The 22411-nt window shown below is 70.9% G+C and carries 23 protein-coding genes; 14 read left to right on the plus strand and 9 right to left on the minus strand.

The annotated features are described in order from the left end of the window. Window positions 1-35: 35 nt before the first annotated feature. Both ACIBK4_RS10970 and ACIBK4_RS10975 read left to right on the plus strand, forming a co-directional pair. The gene (locus tag ACIBK4_RS10970) at window positions 36-1061 is read left to right on the plus strand and encodes an MBL fold metallo-hydrolase (protein ID WP_398994401.1); all 1026 of its coding nucleotides are present in this window, start codon (window positions 36-38) and stop codon (window positions 1059-1061) included. 59 nt (window positions 1062-1120) lie between these two features. Further along, entirely contained in the window at window positions 1121-1573 is a 453-nt protein-coding gene (locus ACIBK4_RS10975; RefSeq protein WP_398994222.1) for a nuclear transport factor 2 family protein, read from the plus strand. Here the strand turns inward: ACIBK4_RS10975 and ACIBK4_RS10980 are convergent. Continuing rightward, window positions 1567-3702, minus strand: a complete 2136-nt coding sequence (locus tag ACIBK4_RS10980; protein ID WP_398994224.1) for an ATP-binding protein — start codon at window positions 3700-3702, stop codon at window positions 1567-1569. The two genes, ACIBK4_RS10975 and ACIBK4_RS10980, sit on opposite strands and share 7 nt — an antisense overlap. A gap of 289 nt (window positions 3703-3991) precedes the next feature. On the opposite strand from ACIBK4_RS10980, the gene ACIBK4_RS10985 reads away from it, so the two are divergent. Continuing rightward, window positions 3992-5035, plus strand: coding sequence for a PP2C family protein-serine/threonine phosphatase (locus ACIBK4_RS10985; RefSeq protein ID WP_398994226.1), 1044 nt, complete (start codon window positions 3992-3994; stop codon window positions 5033-5035). A 67-nt stretch (window positions 5036-5102) separates the two neighbouring features. Here the strand turns inward: ACIBK4_RS10985 and ACIBK4_RS10990 are convergent, their stop codons facing one another. Then, window positions 5103-5828: an alpha/beta hydrolase gene (locus ACIBK4_RS10990; RefSeq protein ID WP_398994228.1), complete on the minus strand. Its 726-nt coding sequence runs from the start codon at window positions 5826-5828 to the stop codon at window positions 5103-5105. Between the two features lie 172 nt (window positions 5829-6000). Here ACIBK4_RS10990 and ACIBK4_RS10995 point away from each other — a divergent pair, with 172 nt between their 5' ends. From ACIBK4_RS10995 to ACIBK4_RS11010, 4 genes are all read left to right on the plus strand, one after another. After that, window positions 6001-6870 (plus strand): helix-turn-helix domain-containing protein, encoded by an 870-nt coding sequence (locus ACIBK4_RS10995; RefSeq protein ID WP_398994230.1) that lies wholly within the window; start codon window positions 6001-6003, stop codon window positions 6868-6870. 350 nt (window positions 6871-7220) lie between these two features. Further along, a complete protein-coding gene (locus ACIBK4_RS11000) occupies window positions 7221-7637 on the plus strand; it encodes a transglycosylase SLT domain-containing protein (protein ID WP_398994232.1) in 417 nt (138 codons plus the stop codon). 71 nt (window positions 7638-7708) lie between these two features. Continuing rightward, window positions 7709-8401, plus strand: coding sequence for a YoaK family protein (locus ACIBK4_RS11005; protein WP_398994234.1), 693 nt, complete (start codon window positions 7709-7711; stop codon window positions 8399-8401). Window positions 8402-8468: 67 nt separating this feature from the next. Further along, window positions 8469-9053, plus strand: coding sequence for a TerD family protein (locus ACIBK4_RS11010; RefSeq protein WP_033281848.1), 585 nt, complete (start codon window positions 8469-8471; stop codon window positions 9051-9053). Between the two features lie 77 nt (window positions 9054-9130). Here the strand turns inward: ACIBK4_RS11010 and ACIBK4_RS11015 are convergent, their stop codons facing one another. After that, window positions 9131-10366, minus strand: a complete 1236-nt coding sequence (locus ACIBK4_RS11015) for a cytochrome P450 (protein ID WP_398994237.1) — start codon at window positions 10364-10366, stop codon at window positions 9131-9133. Window positions 10367-10618: 252 nt separating this feature from the next. On the opposite strand from ACIBK4_RS11015, the gene ACIBK4_RS11020 reads away from it, so the two are divergent. Beyond that, the gene (locus tag ACIBK4_RS11020; RefSeq protein ID WP_398994239.1) at window positions 10619-11788 is read left to right on the plus strand and encodes a steroid 3-ketoacyl-CoA thiolase; all 1170 of its coding nucleotides are present in this window, start codon (window positions 10619-10621) and stop codon (window positions 11786-11788) included. On the opposite strand, the gene ACIBK4_RS11025 is transcribed toward ACIBK4_RS11020, so the two are convergent. Further along, window positions 11772-12671, minus strand: coding sequence for a LysR family transcriptional regulator (locus ACIBK4_RS11025; RefSeq protein WP_398994241.1), 900 nt, complete (start codon window positions 12669-12671; stop codon window positions 11772-11774). The genes ACIBK4_RS11020 and ACIBK4_RS11025 overlap by 17 nt on opposite strands. Window positions 12672-12819: 148 nt before the next feature. Between ACIBK4_RS11025 and ACIBK4_RS11030 the strand changes: the two genes are divergently transcribed. Then, window positions 12820-13707, plus strand: coding sequence for an SDR family oxidoreductase (locus ACIBK4_RS11030; RefSeq protein ID WP_398994243.1), 888 nt, complete (start codon window positions 12820-12822; stop codon window positions 13705-13707). Here ACIBK4_RS11030 and ACIBK4_RS11035 read toward each other — a convergent pair. Then, on the minus strand, window positions 13686-13817 hold the full coding sequence (locus ACIBK4_RS11035; protein WP_398994245.1) for a hypothetical protein: 132 nt from the start codon (window positions 13815-13817) through the stop codon (window positions 13686-13688). The genes ACIBK4_RS11030 and ACIBK4_RS11035 overlap by 22 nt on opposite strands. 261 nt (window positions 13818-14078) lie before the next feature. Next, on the minus strand, window positions 14079-16142 hold the full coding sequence (locus ACIBK4_RS11040) for a bifunctional glycosyltransferase 87/phosphatase PAP2 family protein (RefSeq protein WP_398994247.1): 2064 nt from the start codon (window positions 16140-16142) through the stop codon (window positions 14079-14081). 218 nt (window positions 16143-16360) lie between these two features. Here ACIBK4_RS11040 and ACIBK4_RS11045 point away from each other — a divergent pair, with 218 nt between their 5' ends. Together ACIBK4_RS11045 and ACIBK4_RS11050 are read left to right on the plus strand one after the other, a co-directional pair. Next, window positions 16361-17500: a DUF2330 domain-containing protein gene (locus tag ACIBK4_RS11045; RefSeq protein ID WP_398994249.1), complete on the plus strand. Its 1140-nt coding sequence runs from the start codon at window positions 16361-16363 to the stop codon at window positions 17498-17500. Window positions 17501-17560: 60 nt separating this feature from the next. Beyond that, window positions 17561-18241 (plus strand): O-methyltransferase, encoded by a 681-nt coding sequence (locus tag ACIBK4_RS11050; RefSeq protein WP_398994251.1) that lies wholly within the window; start codon window positions 17561-17563, stop codon window positions 18239-18241. A 23-nt stretch (window positions 18242-18264) separates the two neighbouring features. Here the strand turns inward: ACIBK4_RS11050 and ACIBK4_RS11055 are convergent, their stop codons facing one another. Further along, a complete protein-coding gene (locus ACIBK4_RS11055; RefSeq protein ID WP_366436088.1) occupies window positions 18265-18657 on the minus strand; it encodes a hypothetical protein in 393 nt (130 codons plus the stop codon). Between the two features lie 82 nt (window positions 18658-18739). Here ACIBK4_RS11055 and ACIBK4_RS11060 point away from each other — a divergent pair, with 82 nt between their 5' ends. Next, window positions 18740-19156: a DUF1992 domain-containing protein gene (locus ACIBK4_RS11060; protein ID WP_033281829.1), complete on the plus strand. Its 417-nt coding sequence runs from the start codon at window positions 18740-18742 to the stop codon at window positions 19154-19156. Between the two features lie 18 nt (window positions 19157-19174). Here the strand turns inward: ACIBK4_RS11060 and ACIBK4_RS11065 are convergent, their stop codons facing one another. Together ACIBK4_RS11065 and ACIBK4_RS11070 are read right to left on the minus strand one after the other, a co-directional pair. Next, a complete protein-coding gene (locus tag ACIBK4_RS11065) occupies window positions 19175-20002 on the minus strand; it encodes a hypothetical protein (RefSeq protein ID WP_398994254.1) in 828 nt (275 codons plus the stop codon). 5 nt (window positions 20003-20007) lie between these two features. Continuing rightward, window positions 20008-20646: a hypothetical protein gene (locus ACIBK4_RS11070; protein WP_398994256.1), complete on the minus strand. Its 639-nt coding sequence runs from the start codon at window positions 20644-20646 to the stop codon at window positions 20008-20010. 177 nt (window positions 20647-20823) lie between these two features. Between ACIBK4_RS11070 and ACIBK4_RS11075 the strand changes: the two genes are divergently transcribed. Continuing rightward, window positions 20824-21459 carry a dihydrofolate reductase family protein gene (locus tag ACIBK4_RS11075; RefSeq protein ID WP_398994258.1) on the plus strand — a complete coding sequence of 212 codons (636 nt, stop codon included), beginning with the start codon at window positions 20824-20826 and terminating at the stop codon, window positions 21457-21459. Window positions 21460-21463: 4 nt separating this feature from the next. Continuing rightward, window positions 21464-21958: a GNAT family N-acetyltransferase gene (locus ACIBK4_RS11080; protein WP_398994260.1), complete on the plus strand. Its 495-nt coding sequence runs from the start codon at window positions 21464-21466 to the stop codon at window positions 21956-21958. Window positions 21959-22411 lie beyond the last annotated feature (453 nt).

Genomic DNA, 22411 nt, shown 5'->3' on the forward strand with positions numbered 1-22411 from the left:
GCCGGAAGGCGGCGATTGGGGAGTCCATGACGTCCATGGGGCAGGTCCACGACCACGGCGGCGGCGTCCGCTCCATCGAAGTCCCCATCCCTGACAACCCACTGGGGACCACGCTCGTCTACGTCGTCGACACCGACCGCGGACCGGTCCTGGTCGACACGGGCTGGGACGACCCCACTTCCTGGGACACCCTGGTCCAGGGCCTGTCGGCCTGTGGCACGTCGGTCGGCGAGGTCCACGGCGTGATCATCACCCACCACCACCCCGACCACCACGGTCTGTCCGGGCGGGTGCGCGAGGCGTCCGGGGCGTGGCTGGCGATGCACGCGGCGGACACGGCGATCGTCCGGCGGGCCCGTTCGACCCAACCGGGCCGCTGGCTGGCGTACATGACGGCGAAGCTCGCGGCGGCCGGCGCCCCCGAGGAGCACCTCGCACCCCTGCGCGCGACCCGCCCCCGCAGTGTGCCGGGCCTGGCCCCCGCCCTCCCCGACCGCGAGATCGTCCCCGGCGAGCTCCTCGACCTGGCGGGCCGCCGCCTGCGCGCGATCTGGACCCCGGGCCACACCCCCGGACACGTCTGCCTGCACCTGGAGGAGCAGCACCCGGCCCAACTCCCGGGCCACGGGCGCCTGTTCTCCGGCGATCACCTGCTCCCCGAGATCACCCCGCACATCGGGCTGTACGAGGATCCAGACGACGACACGCTCCCCGATCCGCTCGGCGACTACCTCGACTCGCTGGAACGGATCGGGCGGCTGGGCGCGGCGGAGGTGCTCCCGGCCCATCAGCACACGTTCACCGACGCGGCCGGCCGCGTAAGGGAGTTGCTCGCCCACCACGAGGACCGCCTGGCCGACCTCCTCTCCCTCCTCTCCGAACCCCTCACGCCCTGGCAGGTCGCCGAGCGGATGGAGTGGAACCGCCCCTGGGCCCAAATCCCTTACCAGTCAAGGAACATCGCGGTCTCGGAGGCCGAGGCGCACCTCCGCCGACTGGTGAAACTGGGCCAGGCGGAGGAGATGACGGGGAGCGAACCGGTGATGTACGTGGCGGTGTAGTCCGGTCACGGGTGTAATTCGGTCGTGGCCCGGGGTGTGCCGCTGGTACCAACGACCGCATGGACCTTGCCCTTGACCCCTTGCAGCGCCTCCTCGCCGAACGTGCCTGTGAGCGCGTGATCCTGGACTTCGTGCGCCGGCTCGATCTCGGTGACCCCTCCTCCGTCGCCGAGTTGTTCACGGAGGACGGCATCTGGGAGTGGCCGGACGGCGACCGGCTCGTGGAGGGGCGGGGAGCGTTGCGGAAGTACTTCGGTTCCCGGCCCGCCGGGCGGCTCTCTCGGCGGCTGATGTCGAACGTCCTCGTCACCCTCACCTCCCCCGGCACGGCGATCTCGACGGCGTACTTCACGACGTACCGCGTCGACGGCTACCACGGCGGCCTGGTCCCCGCCGGTCCCCCGGTCCAGGTCGGGCACTACGAGGACAACTTCCGCGTGGTGGACGGGAGTTGGCTGATCGCGAGCCGGACGCTGTTCCTGCCGTTCGGTGGTTCCACTCCCCGTCACTGAACGCTCGTCGCGTAGGCGATTCCCTCGTCGTACGACATCGCCAGGCCCGCCCCGTATCCCGACGCGTACGCGGTGTCGCCCAGGCGTTCGCGGACGCGGAGTTCGCAGGTGCGGCGGGTGGCGATGAGGTCCGGGGAGTCCATCTGGGCGCGGCCGGTGAGTTCCCAGAGGCGGGTGCCGATGCCGAGGAGGCGGGCGGCGCGGTGGGCGTCGCCGGTGGTGACGATCGCGGCGGCCAGGAGGTCGAGGGACATGGCGGCGCCGACGGTGTTGTGGAGGAGGGCGTGACCGGCGATGGAGGTGCGGGCGCCGTTCACCGCGGCCGGTGTGTCGCCGTGGGCCAGGTCGGCCTGGGCGATGAGGTAGTCGGCGAAGGCGCCGCACCAGTACTCGCCCTGTTTGCGGCTGGCCGTCCGCACCTCGTCGGCGACTTCACGGCCGCGTTCGTACTCGCCGAGCAGGACGTGCGCGAGGGAGAGTGCGAGTCTGACCTGGAGCTGGGCCGCCCCGAACGCGTCGTCCTGTATGGGGAGTTGGGGTGCGGCGGCGAGGACCGCGATCGCTTCTGCCTGTCGGCTGGTGAGGGCGAGCTGGCCGCCCCTGAGGTAGACGGCGGCGACCGCGGCGACCGGGGAGCCCTGGTCGCGGGCCGCGTCGGCGCAGCGGACCGCCCAGTTGGCCGCCGCCTCCTGGTCGCCCTGGAGGATGGCGACGGCGCCGCGCGACCACAGGGCGAGGGTGCGGCCGTGTCCGGGGGGCGGGTCGGCGGCGAGGGCCTGGTCGAGGCAGTGCGCCGCCTCGCGGAGGTAGCCGCAGTGCCGCCACAGGAATCCGACATGGCCCGCCATCTCCACGGCGGCCTCGCGATCCGGTTCGGCCAGCGCGCTCTCGACGGCCGCACGGAAATTGGCGTGTTCGCTCAACACGCGCTCGCACCAGGCGACTTGCCGTCCGGTGTTCCACTCGGCGCAGCCCTGGTGGGCGAGGCGGGCGTAGTGCTCTCGGTGGCGTCGCCGTACGGCGCGTTCCTCGCCGAGGGCGTACAGCCAGTCGGTGCCGTACTCGCGGACGGTGTCGAGCATCCGGTAGCGGGCCGAGATGACGGGGTCGGGCAGCACGATGGACTGCGCGACGAGCCGGGCCAGCAGCCCGGGGATCCGCTCCGGGGCCAACGGGCCGCCCGCGCACACCTGTTGGACCGTCTCCTCGCAGAAACCGCCGGTGAAGACGGAGAGCCGTGCCCACAGCAGGCGTTCGAGGGGCGCGCAGAGTTCATGGCTCCAGCCGATGGCGGTGCGCAAGGTCTGGTGACGGGGCGGGCGTTCGCCGGGCGCGGAGGTCAACAGGTCCAGGGGCGAGGGCAGTTCGGAGGGTGAGGGCAGGCGTTCGCCGAGTCGGGCGTGAAGTTGATCGAGGGTGAGGTCGGCGAGGCGGGCGGCGGCGAGTTCGAGGGCGAGGGGGATGCCGTCGAGGCGACGGCAGACGGCGGCGGCGGTCGCGCGGGCGGCCGGGTCGTCGTCGGCCAGCGGGCGTCCGGCGGCCGCGGCGCGCTCGGCGAACAGGGTCACGGCGTCACCGACCGGGGCGCTGTCGCCGGTGCGGCCGTCCACCGGCAGCGGTTCGAGGGCGAGGACCTCCTCGCCGGGCAGGGCGAGGCGTTCGCGGCTGGTGACGAGGATGCGCAGGCCGGGCACGCGGGACAGCAGCGCGGCGGCGACCTTGGCGCAGTCGGCGAGGAGATGCTCGCAGGAGTCGAGGACGAGCAACAGCCGTTTGCCGTGGGCCCATTCGATGATGACGTCGAGGACCGGGCGGGTCGACTGGTCGGCGAGCCTAAGGGTCTCCATGACGGCGAGGTCGACGAGTCCGGGGGTGTGCAAGGGGGAGAGTTCGGTCAGCCAGACCCCGTCGGGGTAGGCGTCCCGGACCTCCGCCGCCGCGCGCAGGGCGAGCCGGGTCTTGCCGACCCCACCGACCCCGACCACGCTCACCAGCCGGGCCGCCGAGCCGCCCTCCGGGTCCAAGGCGGCCTGGAGCCGGGCGAGTTCGGCACGCCGCCCGACGAAACTGTGGGTCTCGGGCGGCAGATTCCCGAGGTTCCCGGGGTTCGGGTGAGTCGTGTCCGGCACGAGGCCCAGTGTGTCCGTACGTCGTCGACTCCATGCGCGGGTCCTGCGACGCGGTCCACGGCTGCCCGGAACAGTAGTGATGCCGATGAAATGGCCGCCTTTTGCGACCACTTACAGGCTCGTATCGACGCATCATGATCGAGAGGTGATCAACTCCCGGTTGGCGCAGGTGGGGAGGGGGAAATTCGGCGATCGTCGTGGCGTGAACGCGATGGATGGGGGACGCCGAATCCGCACGGCACCGGGTTTCCGCACGGCACCGACCCGTTGCCGTGCGGTCGGTGCGCCCGTGGGTTTTCTCGTCGCGCCCGTCGGCTGTCTGCTGGCGGCGACGCCGGGGCTGCTGATCGGGCGGGTGCAGCCGGTCCTGCCGTTACTGGCGATCGGGCCGCTGATGGCCGCGACCTTCCTGGGCGCCCGCCGTACGTTCCTGGTCTGCTGCTGGACCGTTCTGCTCGCGCTCGCTGCGGGGCTCGGCGAGAGCGAGAGTACGCATGTCACCGCCGGGTTCGCCGTCCGCTGGGCGGGGCTGCTGCTGGGCTGCGCGTGCAGCGTGTACGCGGCGTGGCAGCGCGGGCGGCTGCGGGAGCGGCTCGCGGAGGCGCGGGAGGTGGCCCGGATCACCCAGGAGGCGATCCTGCGGCCGGTCTCCCGCACCCTCTCCGGCACGCATGTCTCCACCCGCTACCACTGCGCGAGCCGCGAGTCGTCGGTCGGCGGCGATCTGTACGACGTGGCGGTGACGCCGTACGGACTGCGGGTGTTGGTCGGTGACGCGCGCGGGCACGGGCTCGACGCGTTGCGGACGGCGGCCGACACGGTCACCGCGTTCCGTGAACTGGCCTACACCGCGCCGGACTTGACGACGATCGCGCGGGCGCTGGATGCCCGCCTCTCCCCCCGGCTGGCCCCGGAGGACTTCGTCACGGCGGTGCTGGTGGAGTTCGGGCCGGGTGAGGTGCGGCTGGTCAACTGCGGTCACCCGGCGCCCCTGCGCTCCGGCCGGCGTCTGGAACTCCTCGAACCCCGGGTCCCCGCCCTGCCGTTGGGCCTGCACCCGGAGCCGCGCCAGTACCGGGTCCGGCTCCAGCCCGGTGACCGTCTGCTCCTCTACACGGACGGTCTCACCGAGTCCCGCGCTCCCGACGGCACCCCGTTCGCCCTGCTCACCGAGTCCGCGACGGCCCTCGGCGAACCGACGCCGGACGCGGCACTGCACGCCCTGTACGAGCGGCTGCTCGCCCACGCTGGCGGGCCGCCCACCGACGACCTGGCGCTCGTGCTCTGCCAGCCGACGGGGGTGACGGCGCCGGTGCGGGTCCAGGCCACGTAGAACACGCGGGCCACCCGGGCGCGGGGTCCGGTCGGCCCGCCTCTCAGCCCGACCTTCAGTCCGCCTCTCAGCCCAACTTGAGCAGCAGGTCGGTGAGTTCGGCCGGCTTGGTGATCATGCAGTCGTGGCCGGTCTCCAGTTCCCACACCTGGGCCGGGGTGCCGTTGGGCTGGATCGCCGGGACGGGCCGGCGTTCGAAGCCCTCCGGTTCGCTGCCGGCGCAGTGGATGTGGGTGCGGGGAATGGCGTTCGCGGCGGGGTTGTCCAGGTGGACCGGCTGCTGCAGGCAGAGCGCCGGCTGGTCGGAGACCATCGTGCGCAGCCAGGCCACGTCCGCCGGGTCGGTGACCCCGAACAGGCCGCCGGGCGGCGGGAGTTCGGGCAGCGGCGGAATCCGCCAGGGGGTGTCGGACCGCGCGGCGAGGTCGATCAGGACCTGGGTCACGGGCATGATGTCGGTCGCGCTCTCGCCGTCCACCGGGACCATCGCGTCGAGGTAGACGAGCCGGGCGATCCGGTCCGGGAGCCGGTTGGCCGCGCCCGAGACGACCAGCCCCGCGTAACTGTGCCCGACCAGGACCACATCGGTGAGGTCCTCCTCGGTGATCAGTCCGAGGACGTCCTCGACGTGGGTGTCGAGACCCACCTCGGGGCCGAGCAGCCGCGCCTTGTCGCCGTACCCGGTGAGGGACGGCGCGAACACCCGGTGCCCGGCCGCCGTCAGCAGCGGGACCACCCGGTCCCAGGCCCGCCCGCTGTGCCAGGCGCCGTGTACCAGCAGATACGTGGACATGAGTGTCGCTCCTTGGTGTGGTGGCCGGCGTCCCTGATCAGCACGCCGTGGGTCGGCTCCCGACCGGCCACCGCCGACGCTGCCGCCCGCCCCGCACCCCAACCAGGGCCCCACCGACCCTGGGGGTGACAGGACCAGGCACGCGCCCGGCCCGCCGATCTACAGTGCGGAGATGGCCGACGAACCGAATCCGCTGGGCGAGTACGTACGCGCCCGCCGTGAACTCGTCACGCCCGAACAGGCCGGCATCCCGGCCTTCGGGGTCCGGCGGGTGCCGGGCCTGCGCCGCGAGGAGGTCGCGATGCTGGCCGGCATCAGCGCCGACTACTACCTGCGCCTGGAGCAGGGCCGCGACCGCAACCCCTCCGCGCAGGTCCTCGAAGCGATCGCCCGCGTGCTGCGGCTCGACGCCACCGCGACGGCCCACCTGCTGCGCCTCGGCGCCGACGGCCCCCGCAGACAGCGCGCCCGCCCCCAGCGCCGTAGGGAGACGGTCCCGCCGAGCATCACCAAGCTGCTCACGACACTCCCGCTCCCGGCCCTGGTCGAGGGCCGCTACTTCGACGTCCTCGCGGCGAACGCCCTCGCGACCGCCCTGTCACCACGCTTCACAACGGGAGCCAATCGCCTACGGTCCCTGTTCCTCGACCCCGCCGAACAGGCGCTCCACCCGCAGTGGGAGAACTCCAGCGGAGGCATGGTCGCCGCCTTCCGTGAGGCGGTCGGCACCGACACCGACGACCCCCGGTTCATCGAGCTGGTCGGCGAACTCTCCCTCGCCAGCCCCCTGTTCAGCAGGCTCTGGGCCCGTCACGACGTCCAGTCCTGCGAGGGCGCGCCCAGGTACCTCGACCACCCCCAGGTCGGCGCCCTCCACCTGAACCGCGAACGCCTGAGCATCGACGGCGCCCCGGGCCAGACCCTCGTCATCTACCACCCGGACCCCGGCACCGACGCGGCCGACAAACTGGCCCTCCTGGCCGCCTCCATCGCCACACCCGGGGCACGGGACAGCCGTAGGCCCGCACGGCCGGAAATCTGACCCCTGCGTGAGCCGGCGCGCACCGGCCGTCACGAGGGCGGTGAAGCGGCCCACATGACCCATGTCACGAACTACCGGGATTAGTAGTGTTTAGGCATGACATGTACGCGCCCCAAACAGCCTCTGACCTGGGGTTTGAGAGCCACGTCACACAGTTCACCTTTCACCCACATGCGACCACAACTAGTAAAAGGGGTCTTTGCGGACACGGATCGAGAGTGCTTCTCTGGAGCAGTCGCACGGCGCCGACGAGTCCTCACGGGCCTCGGCGCCGACGCATTGCCACCGCCGCGCACCGCGTGACACCGGCAGGCGTACGACGCCTCTGTCCCCGAAGAAACAGGTTCTCCGTGTCCGTCTCCCGCATCGTCGCTCGCATCGCCTCCCCGAAGAAGGCCCTGACCGCCGCCGCTCTGGCCGCCGCCACCACCGGTCTCGTGCTGACCTCGGCGCCCGCCCAGGCCGCGACGACCTCCGCCTCCTCCGCGCAGTCGATCGCGCACAAGATGATCCCGAGCGCCACGCAGTACAACGCGTTCAGCAAGATCGTCGAGCACGAGAGCGGCTGGAACGTCACCGCCACGAACTCCTCCTCCGGCGCCTACGGCCTGGTCCAGGCCCTCCCGGGCTCGAAGATGGCCTCGGCCGGCTCCGACTGGAAGACCAACGCCGCCACGCAGATCAAGTGGGGCCTGGACTACATGAACTCCCGCTACGGCAGCCCCGCCGCCGCCTGGAGCTTCTGGCAGTCCAACGGCTGGTACTGATCACCGGCCCCACACACGCACCACACAGCGGCGGTCCCCGGCACACCGGGGGCCGCCGCTACATTGCGTTCATGGCCGAGAACACACCACCCCAGCCCTACGATCCTGAAGCGCGCGGGGTGCGGCTGGTGGCCGTGCTGCTCGGTCTCACCGTGGTCAGCGGGCTCATCGACGCCGTCAGTTATCTGGGCCTCGGGCACGTCTTCACCGCGAACATGACCGGCAACGTGGTGGTGCTGGGCTTCGCCGCCGCCGGGGCGCCCGGCTTCTCGGTGCCGCACACCCTCACCTCCCTCGGCTTCTTCGCCGTGGGCGCGATGGCCGGCGGCCGGCTCGTCGCCCGGATGGACACCGGCTCGCGCCGCACCTGGGCCCGGGTGAGCCTGGGCGCGGAGGCGCTGCTGGTCGGCGTCGCGGCGGTGATCGCCTTCGCGGCACCGGACGCGCACGCCACGACATACCCCTTGATCGCCCTCACCGCCTTCGCGATGGGCCTGCGCAACGCCACGGTCCGCAAGCTCGGCGTCAGCAACTACTCGACCACCACGGTCGTGACGATGACCATGACCGGCCTGCTCTCCGACACGGTCACCGGCGACACCTCGGGCCCCGCCACCCGCCGCCGCGCCGCCGCCCTGGTGGCGATGCTCGTCGGCGCGTTCCTGGGCGCCTGGCTCACCCTGCACCACGGCCTGCGCTACCCGCTCCTGCTCGCGGCCCTGGCCGCCGGAGTGTTCGCGATGACCGCATCTGGCCGGGAGTAGCCCAAAGGCCGGTCAAGAAGGCAGAATTCGTGCGTCTGAGTCCCACGATCAAGAGGATCGATCACGCATGATCACGCTCACGAAGGAAGACGGTCCGGCGGATCTGGACGGAGTGACCCATCTGGAGATCGGGGCGTCCTGGGACCCGACCGTCGGCAGCAGCGGCGGCTTCGTCGGGAAGCTGCGCCAGAAGGCCGGTACGGACCTCGACCTGATCGCCATCGCGATGCAGGGCCAGGACCCGGTACGGCTCGCGGGCCTCGACTCCGTGGACCCGCTGGGCAACGGCTCGCTGGTGCACAGCGGTGACAACCAGACCGGCAAGGGCGAGGGTGACGACGAGACGGTGACCGTCGACCTCGCGCGGATACCCGGCAACATCACGTCGATCGTCTTCGTCGCCGCCGCCTACAAGAAGGGCAGTTCCTTCCGGAAGGCCCGCAACATCGCCTTCAAGGTCTACGACGCGACGGGCGGCAGCACCCAGCAGGTGGCCGAGATCTGGCCCAACCTGCTCAGCGACCACAACGGCTGCGCGGTCGCCAAGGCGATCCGCGAGGGCGGGAGTTGGAAGCTCCAGGTCATCAATGAGACCGGCAACATCAAGCAGGGCGACGAGCGGGAACTGATGAAGTTCGCCGTACGGAAGTAAGCCGGACGTATGTGCTGGAGACGGGCCGGCGGCGCCGGGATGCCGCCGGCCCGAGCTGTGCGTTCACGTGGGGCACCTCAACCGGCGGTCACCTGAAGCTCTTTGACCCCGTTGATCCAGGCGGAGCGCAGCCGGCGCGGGTCGCCCGTCAGAGTCAGGCCGGGCATCGCGTCGGCGATCGCGTTGAAGATCAGGTCGATTTCGAGCACCGCAAGGGACTTGCCGAGGCAGTAGTGCGGGCCCCCGCCGCCGAAGCCGAGGTGCGGGTTCGGGTCGCGCATGACGTCGAACTCGTCCGGGTTCTCGAAGACTTCGGGGTCGTGGTTGGCGGAGGCGTAGAAGATGCCGACGCGGTCGCCCTTCCGGATCGACTTGCCGCCCAGCTCGGTGTCCTGGGTCGCCGTGCGCTGGAAGGCGTTGACCGGGGTGGCCCAGCGGACAATCTCCTCGGCGGCGGTCGACGGGCGTTCCCGCTTGTACAGCTCCCACTGCTCGGGGTGGGTGAGGAACGCGTGCATGCCGTGGGTGATGGCGTTGCGGGTGGTCTCGTTTCCGGCCACCGAGAGCATCAGCACGAAGAAGCCGAACTCGTCGGAGTTCAGGTTGCCTTCGTCCTCGGCGGCGACCAGGGTGCTGACGATGTCGTGAGCCGGGCACTGCTTGCGCTCGGCGGCCATTCCCATGGCGTAGGCGATGAGTTCGGCGGCCGACTCGGCGCCGACCTGCTCCGTGATGGCGTACTCGGGATCGTCGTACGCGATCATCTTGTTGGACCACTCGAAGATCTTGACGCGGTCGTCCTGCGGGATGCCGATGAGTTCGGCGATGGCCTGGAGGGGCAGTTCGCAGGCGACCTCGGTGACGAAGTCGAAGGGGCCGGAGTGGGCGCGGGCGCCCGCCACGATCGCGTGGGCCCGGTCGCGCAGGCGGTCCTCCAGTGCGCGGATCGCCCTTGGGGTGAAGCCGCGTTGGACGATCTGGCGGACGCGGGTGTGCTCGGGCGGGTCCATGTTGAGCAGGATCAGCCGCTGGGCGTCGATCGAGGCGCGGTCCATGTGCTCGCCGAAGCGGATGATCGCCGTGTTGAGGGTCGAGGAGAAGATCTCCGGGTGCGTGGAGACGTACCGGACGTCGGCGTGCCGGGTCACGGCCCAGTAGCCCTCGTCCTGGAACCCCGCGATGTTCAGGGGCTGCGGTATCCAGCGCACCGGCTCGGCCGCGCGCAGTTCGGCGAACTCCGGCAGCGGGACGCGGTGGTGGAGCAGGTCCGGGTCGGTGAAGTCGAACCCGTCGGGGAGAGCTGGACAGGGCATGAGTGACTCCGGCTGAGTACCGATGGGCTTCCGATGGCTTCTGACGGTCCATCAGGAACGTGGGACGCCCGTGAAGGTAATAACGGGTTCTACAAGTCGCAAGAGGCATGGCAAGTCGAATTCCCTGCACGACCCTTGCGGTTGTGGACGGCCTGTCAGCAGACTGCACACAGAACTAGAACGCGTACTAGTTTGCGTGGCGGGTGGCCGGGACGCCCGCGCCGCGCGGTGTACGAGGAGAGGACGTGTCCCATGGTCGCGGAACCCGTCATCGTGGAAGCCGTACGCACCCCCATCGGCAAGCGCGGCGGAGCGCTCGCCAACCTCCATCCCGCCTATCTCCTGGGCGAGACCTACCGTGAACTGCTGGGCCGCACCGGCATCCACGCCGACTGCGTCGAGCAGATCGTCGGCGGCACGGTGACCCACGCCGGCGAACAGTCCATGAACCCCGCGCGCAACGCCTGGCTGGCCATGGGCCTGCCGTATGAGACGGCGGCGACGACGGTCGACTGTCAGTGCGGCTCCTCGCAGCAGGCCTCGCACATGACCGCCAACATGATCGCGGCCGGCGTCATCGACGTCGGGATCAGCTGTGGCGTCGAGGCGATGTCACGGGTCCCGCTGGGGTCGGGGTCGAAGCACGGACCGGGGAAACCGTTCCCGGACGAGTGGAACGTCGACCTGCCCAACCAGTTCGAGGCCGCCGAACGCATCGCCCGCAACCGGCGGTTGACCCGCGAGAACGTCGACTCGCTCGGCCTGATCTCGCAGGAGCGGGCGGCGATCGCCTGGTCCGAGGAGCGGTTCAAGAAGGAGACGTTCGCCGTCCAGGTGCCGACGACGGAGGACGAGCAGCGCGCGGGCCACGGCATGTGGCGGCTCGTCGACCGCGACGAGGGCCTGCGCGACACGTCGATGGAGGCGCTGGCGAGGCTGAAGCCGGTGATGCCGACTGCCGTTCATACGGCGGGCAATTCCTCCCAGATCAGCGACGGCGCCTCGGCGATCATGTGGGCGTCGAAGCGGATGGCGCGGGCGCTGAAGCTGCGGCCCCGGGCGCGGATCGTGGCTCAGGCGCTGGTGGGATCGGACCCGCACTTCCACCTCGACGGGCCGATCGACGCGACGCGTGCCGTGCTCGGCAAGGCGGGCATGACACTCAAGGACATCGACATCGTCGAGATCAACGAGGCGTTCGCGTCAGTGGTGTTGAGCTGGGCGCAGGTCTTCGAACAGGACCTGGAGAAGGTCAACGTGAACGGCGGCGCGATCGCCCTCGGTCATCCCGTCGGGGCGACGGGCGCGCGGCTCATCACCACGGCCCTGCATGAACTGGAGCGCTCCGACAAGGAGTTCGCGCTGATCACGATGTGCGCGGGCGGGGCGCTGGCGACGGGGACGATCATCCAGCGTCTGTAGCAAGCCGGTTGGCGGGGTGCAGGTGCTCCTCGGCGCAGGCGCGGAAGGCCGCGAGCAGGGGGCGGCGCTCCTCGCCTGCGCGGACGGCCAGGACGACCGGGATGGGGTCGACGCCCTCGATCGGGACCGTGGTCACGTCGGCCCGCAGCCCCTTCGAGACGGCGCCGGCCGGAGCGAGCGCCACCGCCTCACCCGCGGCGATGAGTTCGAGCTTGTCCTCCAGTTCCCTGATGAGCGGACCGTCCGGCGCCGGGCGGCCGTCCGGGCGGGGGTCGACGCGCCAGAACGCGCTGAACTCTGGGTCGGGGAACCGGGGTACGGGCTCGTCCGCGATGTCGTCGAGGGTGACGTACTGCTTGCCCGCCAGCCGGTGAGTGACCGGCAGCATCAGCACACGGGGTTCTTCGTAGAGGACGCTCACGCTCAACTCCTCGGTGGGGAACGGGAGTCGGCCCACCACCGCGTCCACCCGGTGCTCCACCAGGGCGGACGGCAGCTCGCCCCAGCCGAGGAAGCAGCTGTGCACGTCGGCGTCCGGGTGGGCGGCCCGCAGGGCGAGCACTGCCGGGGTGACGATGATCCCGGTCATGAACCCGATGACGACCCGGCTCGGCCGCCCGGCCGCCCGCGCCACGGCCGCCGCCTCCTCCGCCGACCGCAACAGCGCCCGGGCCCGGGGCAGGAACGCGGCCCCCGCTTCGGTGAGTTGGGTGCCCTGCGTGGTCCGGTCGAAGAGCCGCACCCCCAACTCCCCTTCGAGCCGCCGCACATGACGACTGAGGGATGGCTGCGCGAGATGCAGGGCGGCGGCGGCCCGGCCGAAGTGCAGTTCCTCGGCGACGACGGTGAAACAGCGGACGAGGCGCAGGTCCAGGTCACTCATACACCGACTCTACGACGGTACGAGCTGCGCTGATACCGGAAATGAATCACGTCTTCCGGAGTCGGTCTTGGACGGCCGGGGCACGGCGGGCGCACGCTGGAAGCACACCACTTCCGAACCCGTCAAACCCACCTGGGGTGATTTCGTCATGCGTGTTTTCGTCACCGGAGCGACCGGATTCGTGGGCAGTGCGGTCGTCCGCGAACTGCTCGACTCGGGACACCAAGTGCTGGGCCTGGCCCGCTCCGACGAGTCGGCGGACCGGCTCGCGAAAGCCGGGGCCGAGGTGCACCGGGGTTCGCTGGAGGACCTGGACGCACTGCGCGCGGGCGCTTCCGCCGCCGACGGCGTGATCCACACCGGCTTCATCCACGACTTCTCGAACTACCCGGCCTCCGTAACAACGGACCTGAGCGCGACCAAAACCCTGATCGGCGCACTCTCCGGCTCGGACCGCCCCTTCGTCCTCAGCTCCGTCATGAGCCACGGCCGGACCGAGGACGACGTACCCGACCCCGCCGAACGCCCCGACCTGCCGCGCCTCCCCGCGGAGGTCACGGCCCTGGCGGCGGCAGCGCGGGGTGTCCGCGCCTCGGTGATCCGCCTTCCGCAGGTGCACGGCGAGGGCGACCACGCCTTCGTCCCCGCCGTGATCGACATCGCCCGCGCCAAGGGCGTCTCCGCGTACGTCGGCGACGGCAGCACCCGCTGGGCCGCCGTCCACCGCGACGACGCGGCGGTGCTGTACCGGCTCGCTCTGGAGAACGCGCCCGCGGGCACGGTCCTGCACGCGGTCGACGACGAGGGCGTACCCGGACGCGAGATCGCCGAGGTCATCGCCAGGCGACTGGACCTACCGCTGACCAGCGTGCCGGCGGAAGAGGCCGAGACCCACTTCGGCTGGCTGGGCCACTACGTCGCGTCCGACCTGATCGGCACGAGCACACTGACCCGGGAACGGTTCGGTTGGACCCCGACCCGGATCGGCCTGCTCGCGGATCTCGATCACGACTACTACTTCAACGCGGCGTCGTAGCGGTCCGGTTGACGAGGGCGAACAGCGATCACCGAGGCATCGACGGCTCCGAGCGGGAAGTCGGCGTATTGGAGGATGAGTTCGCTGACGCGGCGCAAGAAGAACTCCACGCACCGGTCGTGATGCTTGTCGTTGGCGTTGAACGCTGCGAGTTGGTCGTCGTGCCGCTCGGCGTAGTCGGCGGGTGCGTTGATGCTGCCGAACAGAGCCAGGAAGTCGTCAGGTAGCGCGTCTCCCCCGTCGCCTCGCTCCTCGGCCGCATCCGGGACGTCCCGGTCGACCTTGGAGAGTTCCTCGCACGCATCTGCTCTGTCCTGGCCCTCCGACCCAGGCCCCGGGCGGCCTGGCGTCAGACATCCGGCTCGCCCTCGTCAGCTCCGGATACGGTCGCCCGTCGCCGGCTCCAACTCGGTGCTGATCTCCGGCTGTTGGGGCCGTAGCGACCGTGCCCTCGGCCCCTGGAAGAGGTACGCCAGGCCGAAGCCCGCCGTGACGACCGCCGCGCCGCCTGCCGCGTCCAGGACCCAGTGGTTGCCCGTTGCGACGATCGCCGAGACGGTGAAGAAGGGGTGCAGGAGGCCCAGGGCCTTCATCCACCACTTGGGGGCGAGGGCGAAGATGACGACGCCGCACCACAGGGACCAGCCGAAGTGCAGGGACGGCATCGCCGCGTACTGGTTGGTGAGGGCGGTGAGCGTGCCGTAGTCCGGCTTGGAGAAGTCCTGGACGCCGTGGACCGTGTCGATGATGCCGAGGCCGGGGAGCAGGCGGGGCGGGGCCAGTGGGTAGAGCCAGAAGCCGATCAGGGCGAGGAGGGTGGCGAAGCCGAGGGCCGAGCGGGCCCAGCGGTAGTCGACCGGGCGGCGCCAGTAGAGGACCGCCATCACCGTCAGCGGGACTACGAAGTGGAAGGACTCGTAGTAGAAGTTGAAGAAGTTCTTGAGGAAGTCGACCTTCACGACCCAGTGGTTGACCGCGTGCTCGATGTCGATGTGCAGGAACCGCTCGATCGAGAGGATCTCGTGGCCGTGGTGTTCCGCCGTGGCCCGGCCGCCCGCGTTGGTGCCGCCGGTCGCCGCGAGGCGGACCTGCTGGTAGGCGGCGTAGGTGACGCGGATCAGGAGGAGTTCGAGGAGGAGGTTCGGGCGGGTCAGGACGCGGCGCAGGAACGGGAGCAGCGGGACGTGCTTCCAGCGGGTCGGGACCGGCTCGGCGTACTCCGTGGGGATCGGGCGCCGGTAGTACTCCGAGGTGCGGGACAGGAACGGGATCGCGGTCGCGGCGGCGAGGGCCGCGAGCAGGACGACGTTGTCACGGATGGGGTACATGGCCGGCATGTTCGGCAGCATCATCTTCGCGGGCAGCGTGACGACGAGGACGACCGCGACCGGCCACACGTACCGGTCCGAGGCCCGCTTGCCGACCCGGCCGACCACCGCGAGGAGCACCCACAGCAGCTGGTGCTGCCAGGTGGTCGGCGACACGGCGATCGCCGCGCAGCCGGTCACCGCGACGGCGAGCAGCAGCTGCCCGTCACGCGCGTACCGCACGGCCCGGCGCAGGCCGAGGTAGGTGACGGCCGCGCCCAGCGCCAGGAAGACCCCGATCTCCAGCGGCCCGGTGAGACCGAGCCGCAGCAGCGCGCCGTGCAGCGACTGGTTGCCCAGCCCGTCGGCCGCGCCGCCGAGACCCGCGCCGGCCATGTGGTGCACCCAGTAGGTGTACGAGTCGTGCGGCATCGCGGCCCACGCGATCGCCACACTCGCGGCGAACGTCAGCACGGAGGTGATCGCGGCCCGGCGCCGGCCGGTGAACCACAACAGCGGCGCGAAGAGCAGCACGGTCGGCTGGAGCGCGGCGGCGAGCCCGATCAGCACCCCGCTGGCCCGCTCGCCGCGCACGGTGAAGCACCCGAGGAGCACGAGCAGGACCGGGATGATGCTGGTCTGGCCGAGCCAGAGCGTGTTGCGCACCGGCAGCGACAGCATGAGGAGGCTGATCGCGACGGGCGCGGCGAGCAGCGAGGCACGGCGGGTGACGGGCTGGGGCAGGGCGCGGGAGACGACCAGGCCGAGCGCGACGACCAGCAGCAGCGTGCCGAAGGTCCAGCCCCAGCCGAGGGCCTGCTCGGCCGCGCGGGTCAGCGGTTTGAGGACGAGCCCGCCGAAGGGGGTGCCGGTGAACTGCGTCGAGTCGTACAGCGAGCCTTTCACATGCAGCACGCCGTTCGGTCCTACCCAGGTCTCCAGGTCCGTCAGCCGTTCCCCCTGCGGGGTGCTGAGGACCACGGCCACCTGCCGTACGGCGAGGACCGCGGCGACCAGCCACAGACCCAGGCGCGCCACGCGCAGCCGTGCCCTGGCCGTCTGGGCGGCACTCGACCCGAATGCTCCCGCGGCTCCCGCCGGTCGCCCGCTGTGCTCCACGTTCGCCACGCCTCGTAGGCCTCCCGCCCCGCTCGTCCCACGCGTCACACGCGCGGCTGTTCCCTCTGCGAACCCTATGAGGTTCGCACCCCCTGCGGGAGAGACGCAGGCAACCCCCCCTTCACCTGACGTCCGCCTCCTTTTGTCCGGATGACGATAGTCGGCCTCCGGTTGCCTGGGCACGGCAAATAACTGCGCGCTTACTTCGGGCCCGCTAGCTTGTGAACATGATCGGTTTACCGCGGGGGCGGGCTCACGCGCGCGTGCTGGCCGTCGTCCTGGCGCTGTTCGCCCTGCAGCTCGGATCGCTGGTGGCACCGGCCTGGGCCTGCGGCTGCGGCGCCCTGGTGCCGGGCTCGGCGCAGCAGGTGGCGGTGGGGCGGGAGGCGTCCGTGGTGCGCTGGGACGGGCGCCAGGAACAGATCGTGATGCGGCTCACCGTCTCCGGGGACGCGCGGCAGGCCGCGTGGATCATGCCGGTGCCGCACCGGGCGACGGCCACCCTCGCCGACCCCGCGCTCTTCGACGCGCTGAACACGATCACCGCGCCCGTGCACCGCGACCGCTCCCACTTCTGGCCCCAGGACGGCGACTGGCCGCTCGTCTCCGGCAGCGCGGACGGCGGCGCCCCGCCCGGCGCCGTGACGGCCCCCGGAGTGGCCGTGGTCGGCCGTGAGCGGCTCGGCCCCTTCGATGTGGCCCGGCTGACGGCCACCGACCCGGACGCCCTCGGCGACTGGTTGCACACGAACGGGTTCGTCCTGCCATCCCGCCTTGACCAGGCCCTCCAGCCGTACGTCGACCAGCGCTGGGAGTACGTGGCGATCCGCCTGGCCCCCGCGACCGCGGGCACAACCTTGACCGGCGCCCTCGACCCACTGCACCTCACCTTCGCCGCCGAGTCCCCCGTCTACCCGATGCGCCTCTCCCGCCTGGCCCGCACCCCGCAGTCGCTGGGCCTGTACATCCTCGCCGCCCACCGCATGGAACCCAGCAGCACCATCGGCGGCGACCCACCGCAGATCGCCTACGCCGGCCGCGTCACCACCACCTCGGGCCCGCTGGCCGCCCTCGCCAAGGGCACCCCGTTCCTGACCGCCGTGAACCAGGAGTTCCCCGACCCGTCCCGCATCACCGGCGACCACCTCCTGCGCCGCACGGCGACCGACGCGACGTTCCAGCAGGTGATCTACGAGGACCACCTGAGCGAGGTGGCGGGCATCCCGGCATGGCTGCTGACGATCGGCGGGGCCCTGGCCGCGCTCGCCACGACCGCTGTCCTGCTGACCGTACGGCGGTCGCGGCGGGCGGTGGTCCCGGCGCCGCCGACGTTCCCGCCGCCGCCCCCGCACCCACCGCGTAGTTGACTTGGGTGGCCGGCGCGGTAGGCCGGCATCTGCCACTGCACATACGAAAGGCACGAGCACATGAGCGAGGCGCAGCTGTGGGACGACGTCGACGACTACTTCATCGGTCAACTCGCCCCGGACGACGAGGTGTTGGCGGCGGCCCTGCGCGACAGTGAGGCCGCCGGGCTCCCGCAGATCGCCGTGAGCGCGACCGCGGGCAAGCTGCTGCACCTGCTGGCCCAGATCCAGGGCGCCTCCCGCATCCTGGAGATCGGCACCCTCGGCGGCTACAGCACGATCTGGCTGGCCCGCGCGCTGCCAGCCGACGGCCGGCTGGTCACGCTGGAGTACAGCCCGAAGCACGCCGAGGTCGCCACCCGCAACCTCGCCCGCGCGGGCCTCGACAAGATCGTCGAGGTACGGGTGGGCCCGGCCCTGGAGTCACTGGCCGAACTCGCCGACGAGACCGCCGAGAATCCGGCCCCCTTCGACCTGGTCTTCATCGACGCCGACAAGGTCAACAACCCGCACTACGTGGAGTGGGCCCTCAAGCTCACCCGCCCCGGCAGCCTGATCATCGTCGACAACGTGGTCCGCGGCGGCCGGGTCGCCGACCCGGCCAGCACGGCACCCGACGTCCAAGGCACGCGCACCGCCATCGAGTTGATCGGCTCGCACGCGCGCCTGTCCGGCACGGCGATCCAGACGGTGGGCAAGAAGGGCTACGACGGTTTCGCGCTGGCGCGGGTACTGGCCTAGCCCTTCCAGCTCTCCCTGTCCTCTCAACTCTCGTGATAGAAGCCGACGTTGACGCTGCGCGGCCCGGTGCGGTCCTGGATGACGATCTCGCCGCTCCCGCCGCGCGGCAACGGCACGCTACCGCCGTAGCCGACGGTCTGGGCGTACTCGCCGACGATCAGGCGTACTTCGGAGGACGGGTCGGGCTGGGAGCCGCGCAGCCAGCTCACCTGCCAGACGCCCTCGGGTCCGCACAGGAACTCCAGATGGACCCGCGAGATGAACAGCCAGTCGTCCGGTGTCACCAGCCGGCACACCGATTCGTCCCGGCCCACCCGCAGCACCGCGCCCGGGTCACTGGGCGCGTCGGCCATCAGCATGCCGGCCGTGGCGCCCTCTTCCGTCCCGGAGACCGAGGCCATGGTGAGTTCGAGCACGTGCGCTCCCCTTGAAGTGTCCTTACAGCAGCGGGCGCATGATAAATCGCCCGGCGCCACCGCGTCCGGCACAATTGAAGTCATGACCGAGCGAAAGCCACCGGGTGTGTCCTTCGAGTCCTGGGTCGACAAGCAGATCCGGGACGCCGAGCAGGCCGGAGAGTTCGCCCAACTCCCGGGCGCGGGCAAGCCGTTGCCGTCCGGCGCCGACACGACGTACGACGAACTGTGGTGGATCAAGCAGAAGATGGCCCGCGAGGGCATCTCCGTGCTGCCGCCGACGCTGGCGCTGCGCAAAGAGGCCGAGGACGCCCTTGCTGCGGCGTACTCGGCCCCTTCGGAGCGGATCGCACGGCAGATCATCACCGAAGTCAACGTGAAGATCCGCGAGATGATGTTCAAGCCGCCGCCCGGCCCCCCGCTGGGAATGAAGCCGTACGACGTGGAAGAGGTCGCACGGGAGTGGCGGGAACGCCGGGCGGTTGACGGACAGGGCTGAACAGGCAGCCCCCGCCGGTCACATGTGGAGGAGCCGCTCCGTCAGTTCGCGGTAGTCCCGCAGGGCCAGGCGGAGTTGCTCGGTGTCGTCCGAGCCGTCGGTGCCCTTGGACTCCCAGGAGCCGTGCAGGGTGGCGCGGCGCTTGGTGACGGCCTCCGTGAAGCGGTTGGCGACCTCTTCCAGGACGTGGTCGGCCTCCTCGACGGCGGACCGGGGCTCGTCGACGAACCCGGTGACCGCGTGCTGCAGCCGCAGGCTGAACTTGTCGCTCTCGTCGTGCGGCAGCAGGCTCCCGTTCTCGGCGTCCTGCGGAACACGCCGTCCGTTGCCGGAGGCGGCACCGGAGCCGACGCCGGGGGCGGGCTCGGGCGCGTGGACGGAGCGGGACGACTGCTCGGTGCGGTCGGCACGGTCGGAGCGCTCGGTGCCGGTCGTGTCGCCGGTGCGCGGACTCGGGATCGCCCGGTCGGCGTCGCGCGACGAGGTCGTAGCTGACGTGGACGACGTGGACGAGCCAGACGAAACAGCCGGGGTCGATGCCGTCGGCGTCCGCTCGGACGACCCGAGCGGAGTCACCTTCTCAGACCCGAGCGGCGCGGACGTGTCGTCGGCGCCCCTACGGTCGGCGGCCCTGCTCTCGAACCCCTTGGTACCGGACCCGACCCCGGCCCCGGCCCCGGCGTCACGCGAAACCTTCTCGGCATCCCGCTGCTCGGTGGTCTTGTCCGTGGTCTTGTCCCCGGTCCTGTCCGTGGTCTTGTCGGTCTCCTTGCGGTCGGCGCGCTCCGCGTTGGTGCGTGCGTTGGCGTCCGTGTTGTCGCCGGTCGGCCGTATAGCGTCGGACATATAGCTCAACTCCCCTTCAGTGCCTGCTTGTTGAATGCGCCGATCGAGTGGCGGCCGCCGCGTCCGTGGCCACTGCCGTTGCGGTTGTCGTCGCTCATCAGGTCGTCGAAGAGGGCGCGGGCTTCGAGCATGGCCTCACGCATCTCCTCGGTACCGGCCTGACTCTCCGGTGTGCCGTTCGTGCGCGTGGTGACGACGCGGTGCACGCGCCGGTAGCCGTGGACGTGGTCCGCGTGATGCACGGACAGCGCGTCGAACTGCTTGTCGTACTCCTGGACGTCGGGGAAGCCCCGGGCGCCGGCGACCTCTCCGAGCAGCTGGTCGACGTCGGCCATCGCCTGGCGCGGCGAGTCGACGAAGAGCTCCTGGGCGGAGGCCCAACGCGCCTGGTACTGCTCGCGGGCTGCGGGCTCCAGCGGCCGCTCCTGCAGCGAACCGTGCTCCTGGACGCGCGCGCCGAGCTCCTGCTCGGCGGCCTTCGCGTCGCCGTCGTGCCGGGCCACGGTCCGGTCGTACTCCGGCCCGAAGCGGCGCTTCAGGCCCGAGCCGCCGGTCGCGCCTCGGGCACGCAGCGCCAGGGCGGCCGCGGCAGCGACCACGCCGACCACGATCACGATCAAAACGATGATCACGCCTGTGGACATGAGTGCCTTCCGGGTTTTGGGCCAACCGGCTCTCGTAGTCGGTCGGTTCCCCTACCGGGTTGCCTCAAAGGCCCTCTTCAAACGACGGCCACACCTCGGCGGAATTCATGGTGCCGGTGTGTCGATTCCGCCCCGCCCCGTTCGACACACGGGTAAGGACCGATCGAGGAGGTAGTCATGGGTGAGGTCATCGCACGGCTGGCGATGTCGCTGGACGGGTACATCGCGGGCCCGGAGTCGGGGCGGGAGCATCCGCTCGGAATCGGCGGGGAGCGGCTGCACACGTGGGTGTTCGGGCTGCGGAGCTTCCGCCGTATGCAGGGCATGCAGGGCGGGGCCACGGGCCCGGACGACGAGTTGCTCGCCGAGTGGATCGAACGGCTGGGGCCGGTGGTCATGGGCCACGGCATGTTCGTCAGCGGCGAGACCCCGTGGGGCGACGAACCGCCGTTCCACGCCCCGGTGTTCGTGGTCACCCACGAGCCGCGCGAGTCGGTGGTGAAGAAGGGCGGTACCACGTACCACTTCGTCACCGAAGGCCCGGCCCGCGCACTGGAGTTGGCCCGCGAGGCGGCGGGCGACAAGGACATCTCGCTGGCCGGGGGCGCCGAACTGGTCCAACAGTTCATCAGCGCCGGTTGGTTGGACGAGTTGCTCCTGCACGTCGTACCAGTCCTGGTGTGCGGCGGACGACGGCTGTTCGACAACGTGGGCGACGCACACATCGAGTGGCGGAAAACCCAGGTCCTGGACGCCTCCCCCGAGGTGACACATATCCGGTTGCGCCGCGCCCCCACCGCGTCCCGACAATGACGGCATGACCTGGACGATCACCCCGGAACCCTACGACTCCCCCGTCGCCGCCGCGCTCTGGCGGGCGTACTACACCGAGGTCAGCGACCGCTGGTACCTGCTGCACGAGAACCGTCGCACGGACCCCGCGGAACTCGAACGCGAGATCGCCGCCCACACCGGCGCCGAACTCGCCCTCCCCAGCGGCCTGTTACTGGTCGCCCGCTGGCAGGGCGACCCGGCCGGCAGCGCGGGCGTACGCCTCCTGGACGCGACGACCGCCGAGCTGAAAAGGGTCTTCGTCCACGAGGAGATGCGTGGCCGGGGCGGCGCCCCGAGGCTCGTGACAGCCGCCGAGGACGCCGCCCGCGAGCTGGGCGCCAAGGTGATGATCCTCGACACCAGAAACGACCTGGTGGAGGCACGCGCCCTGTACGCACGCCTCGGCTACGAGGAAACAGACCGGCACAACGACGCCCAGTACGCAGAACACTGGTTCCGCAAAAACCTCCTCAACTGACCCGGCACCCAACAACCCCCGGCACCCACCTACCCCCGGCGCCCAACAACCCCCGGCAGAGAAGCGAACGGCGTCAGACAAACAAGCAGTGCGGGCCCACCAACTCCAACTTTCCCCACGCGGACGGCCGAGAGGGAGCCGTAGGGGCGCGCCGGTGTCGAGAGCCCCAGCGCGCGGAGGCGCGCAGCGCCGAGCACGGTGGGGCTCTCGACACCGGCTCCCAGCGCCCCGAAGGCGACCGAACCAATAAGAGGTGCGCGCGGGGTACCTGACCAACACCGGCACACTCCCGCACGGCACCCGACCAACACCAGCACGTATCGCCACCCGGCACCCGACCAACACCGCCACGTATCGCCACCCGGCACCCGACCAACACCGACCCACCCGCGCGGCACCATCCCAACACCGACCCACCCACGCGGCACCAACTCAACACCGACCCACCCCGCG

The organism is Streptomyces sp. NPDC050528, from assembly GCF_044457795.1.
GTDB lineage: Bacteria > Actinomycetota > Actinomycetes > Streptomycetales > Streptomycetaceae > Streptomyces.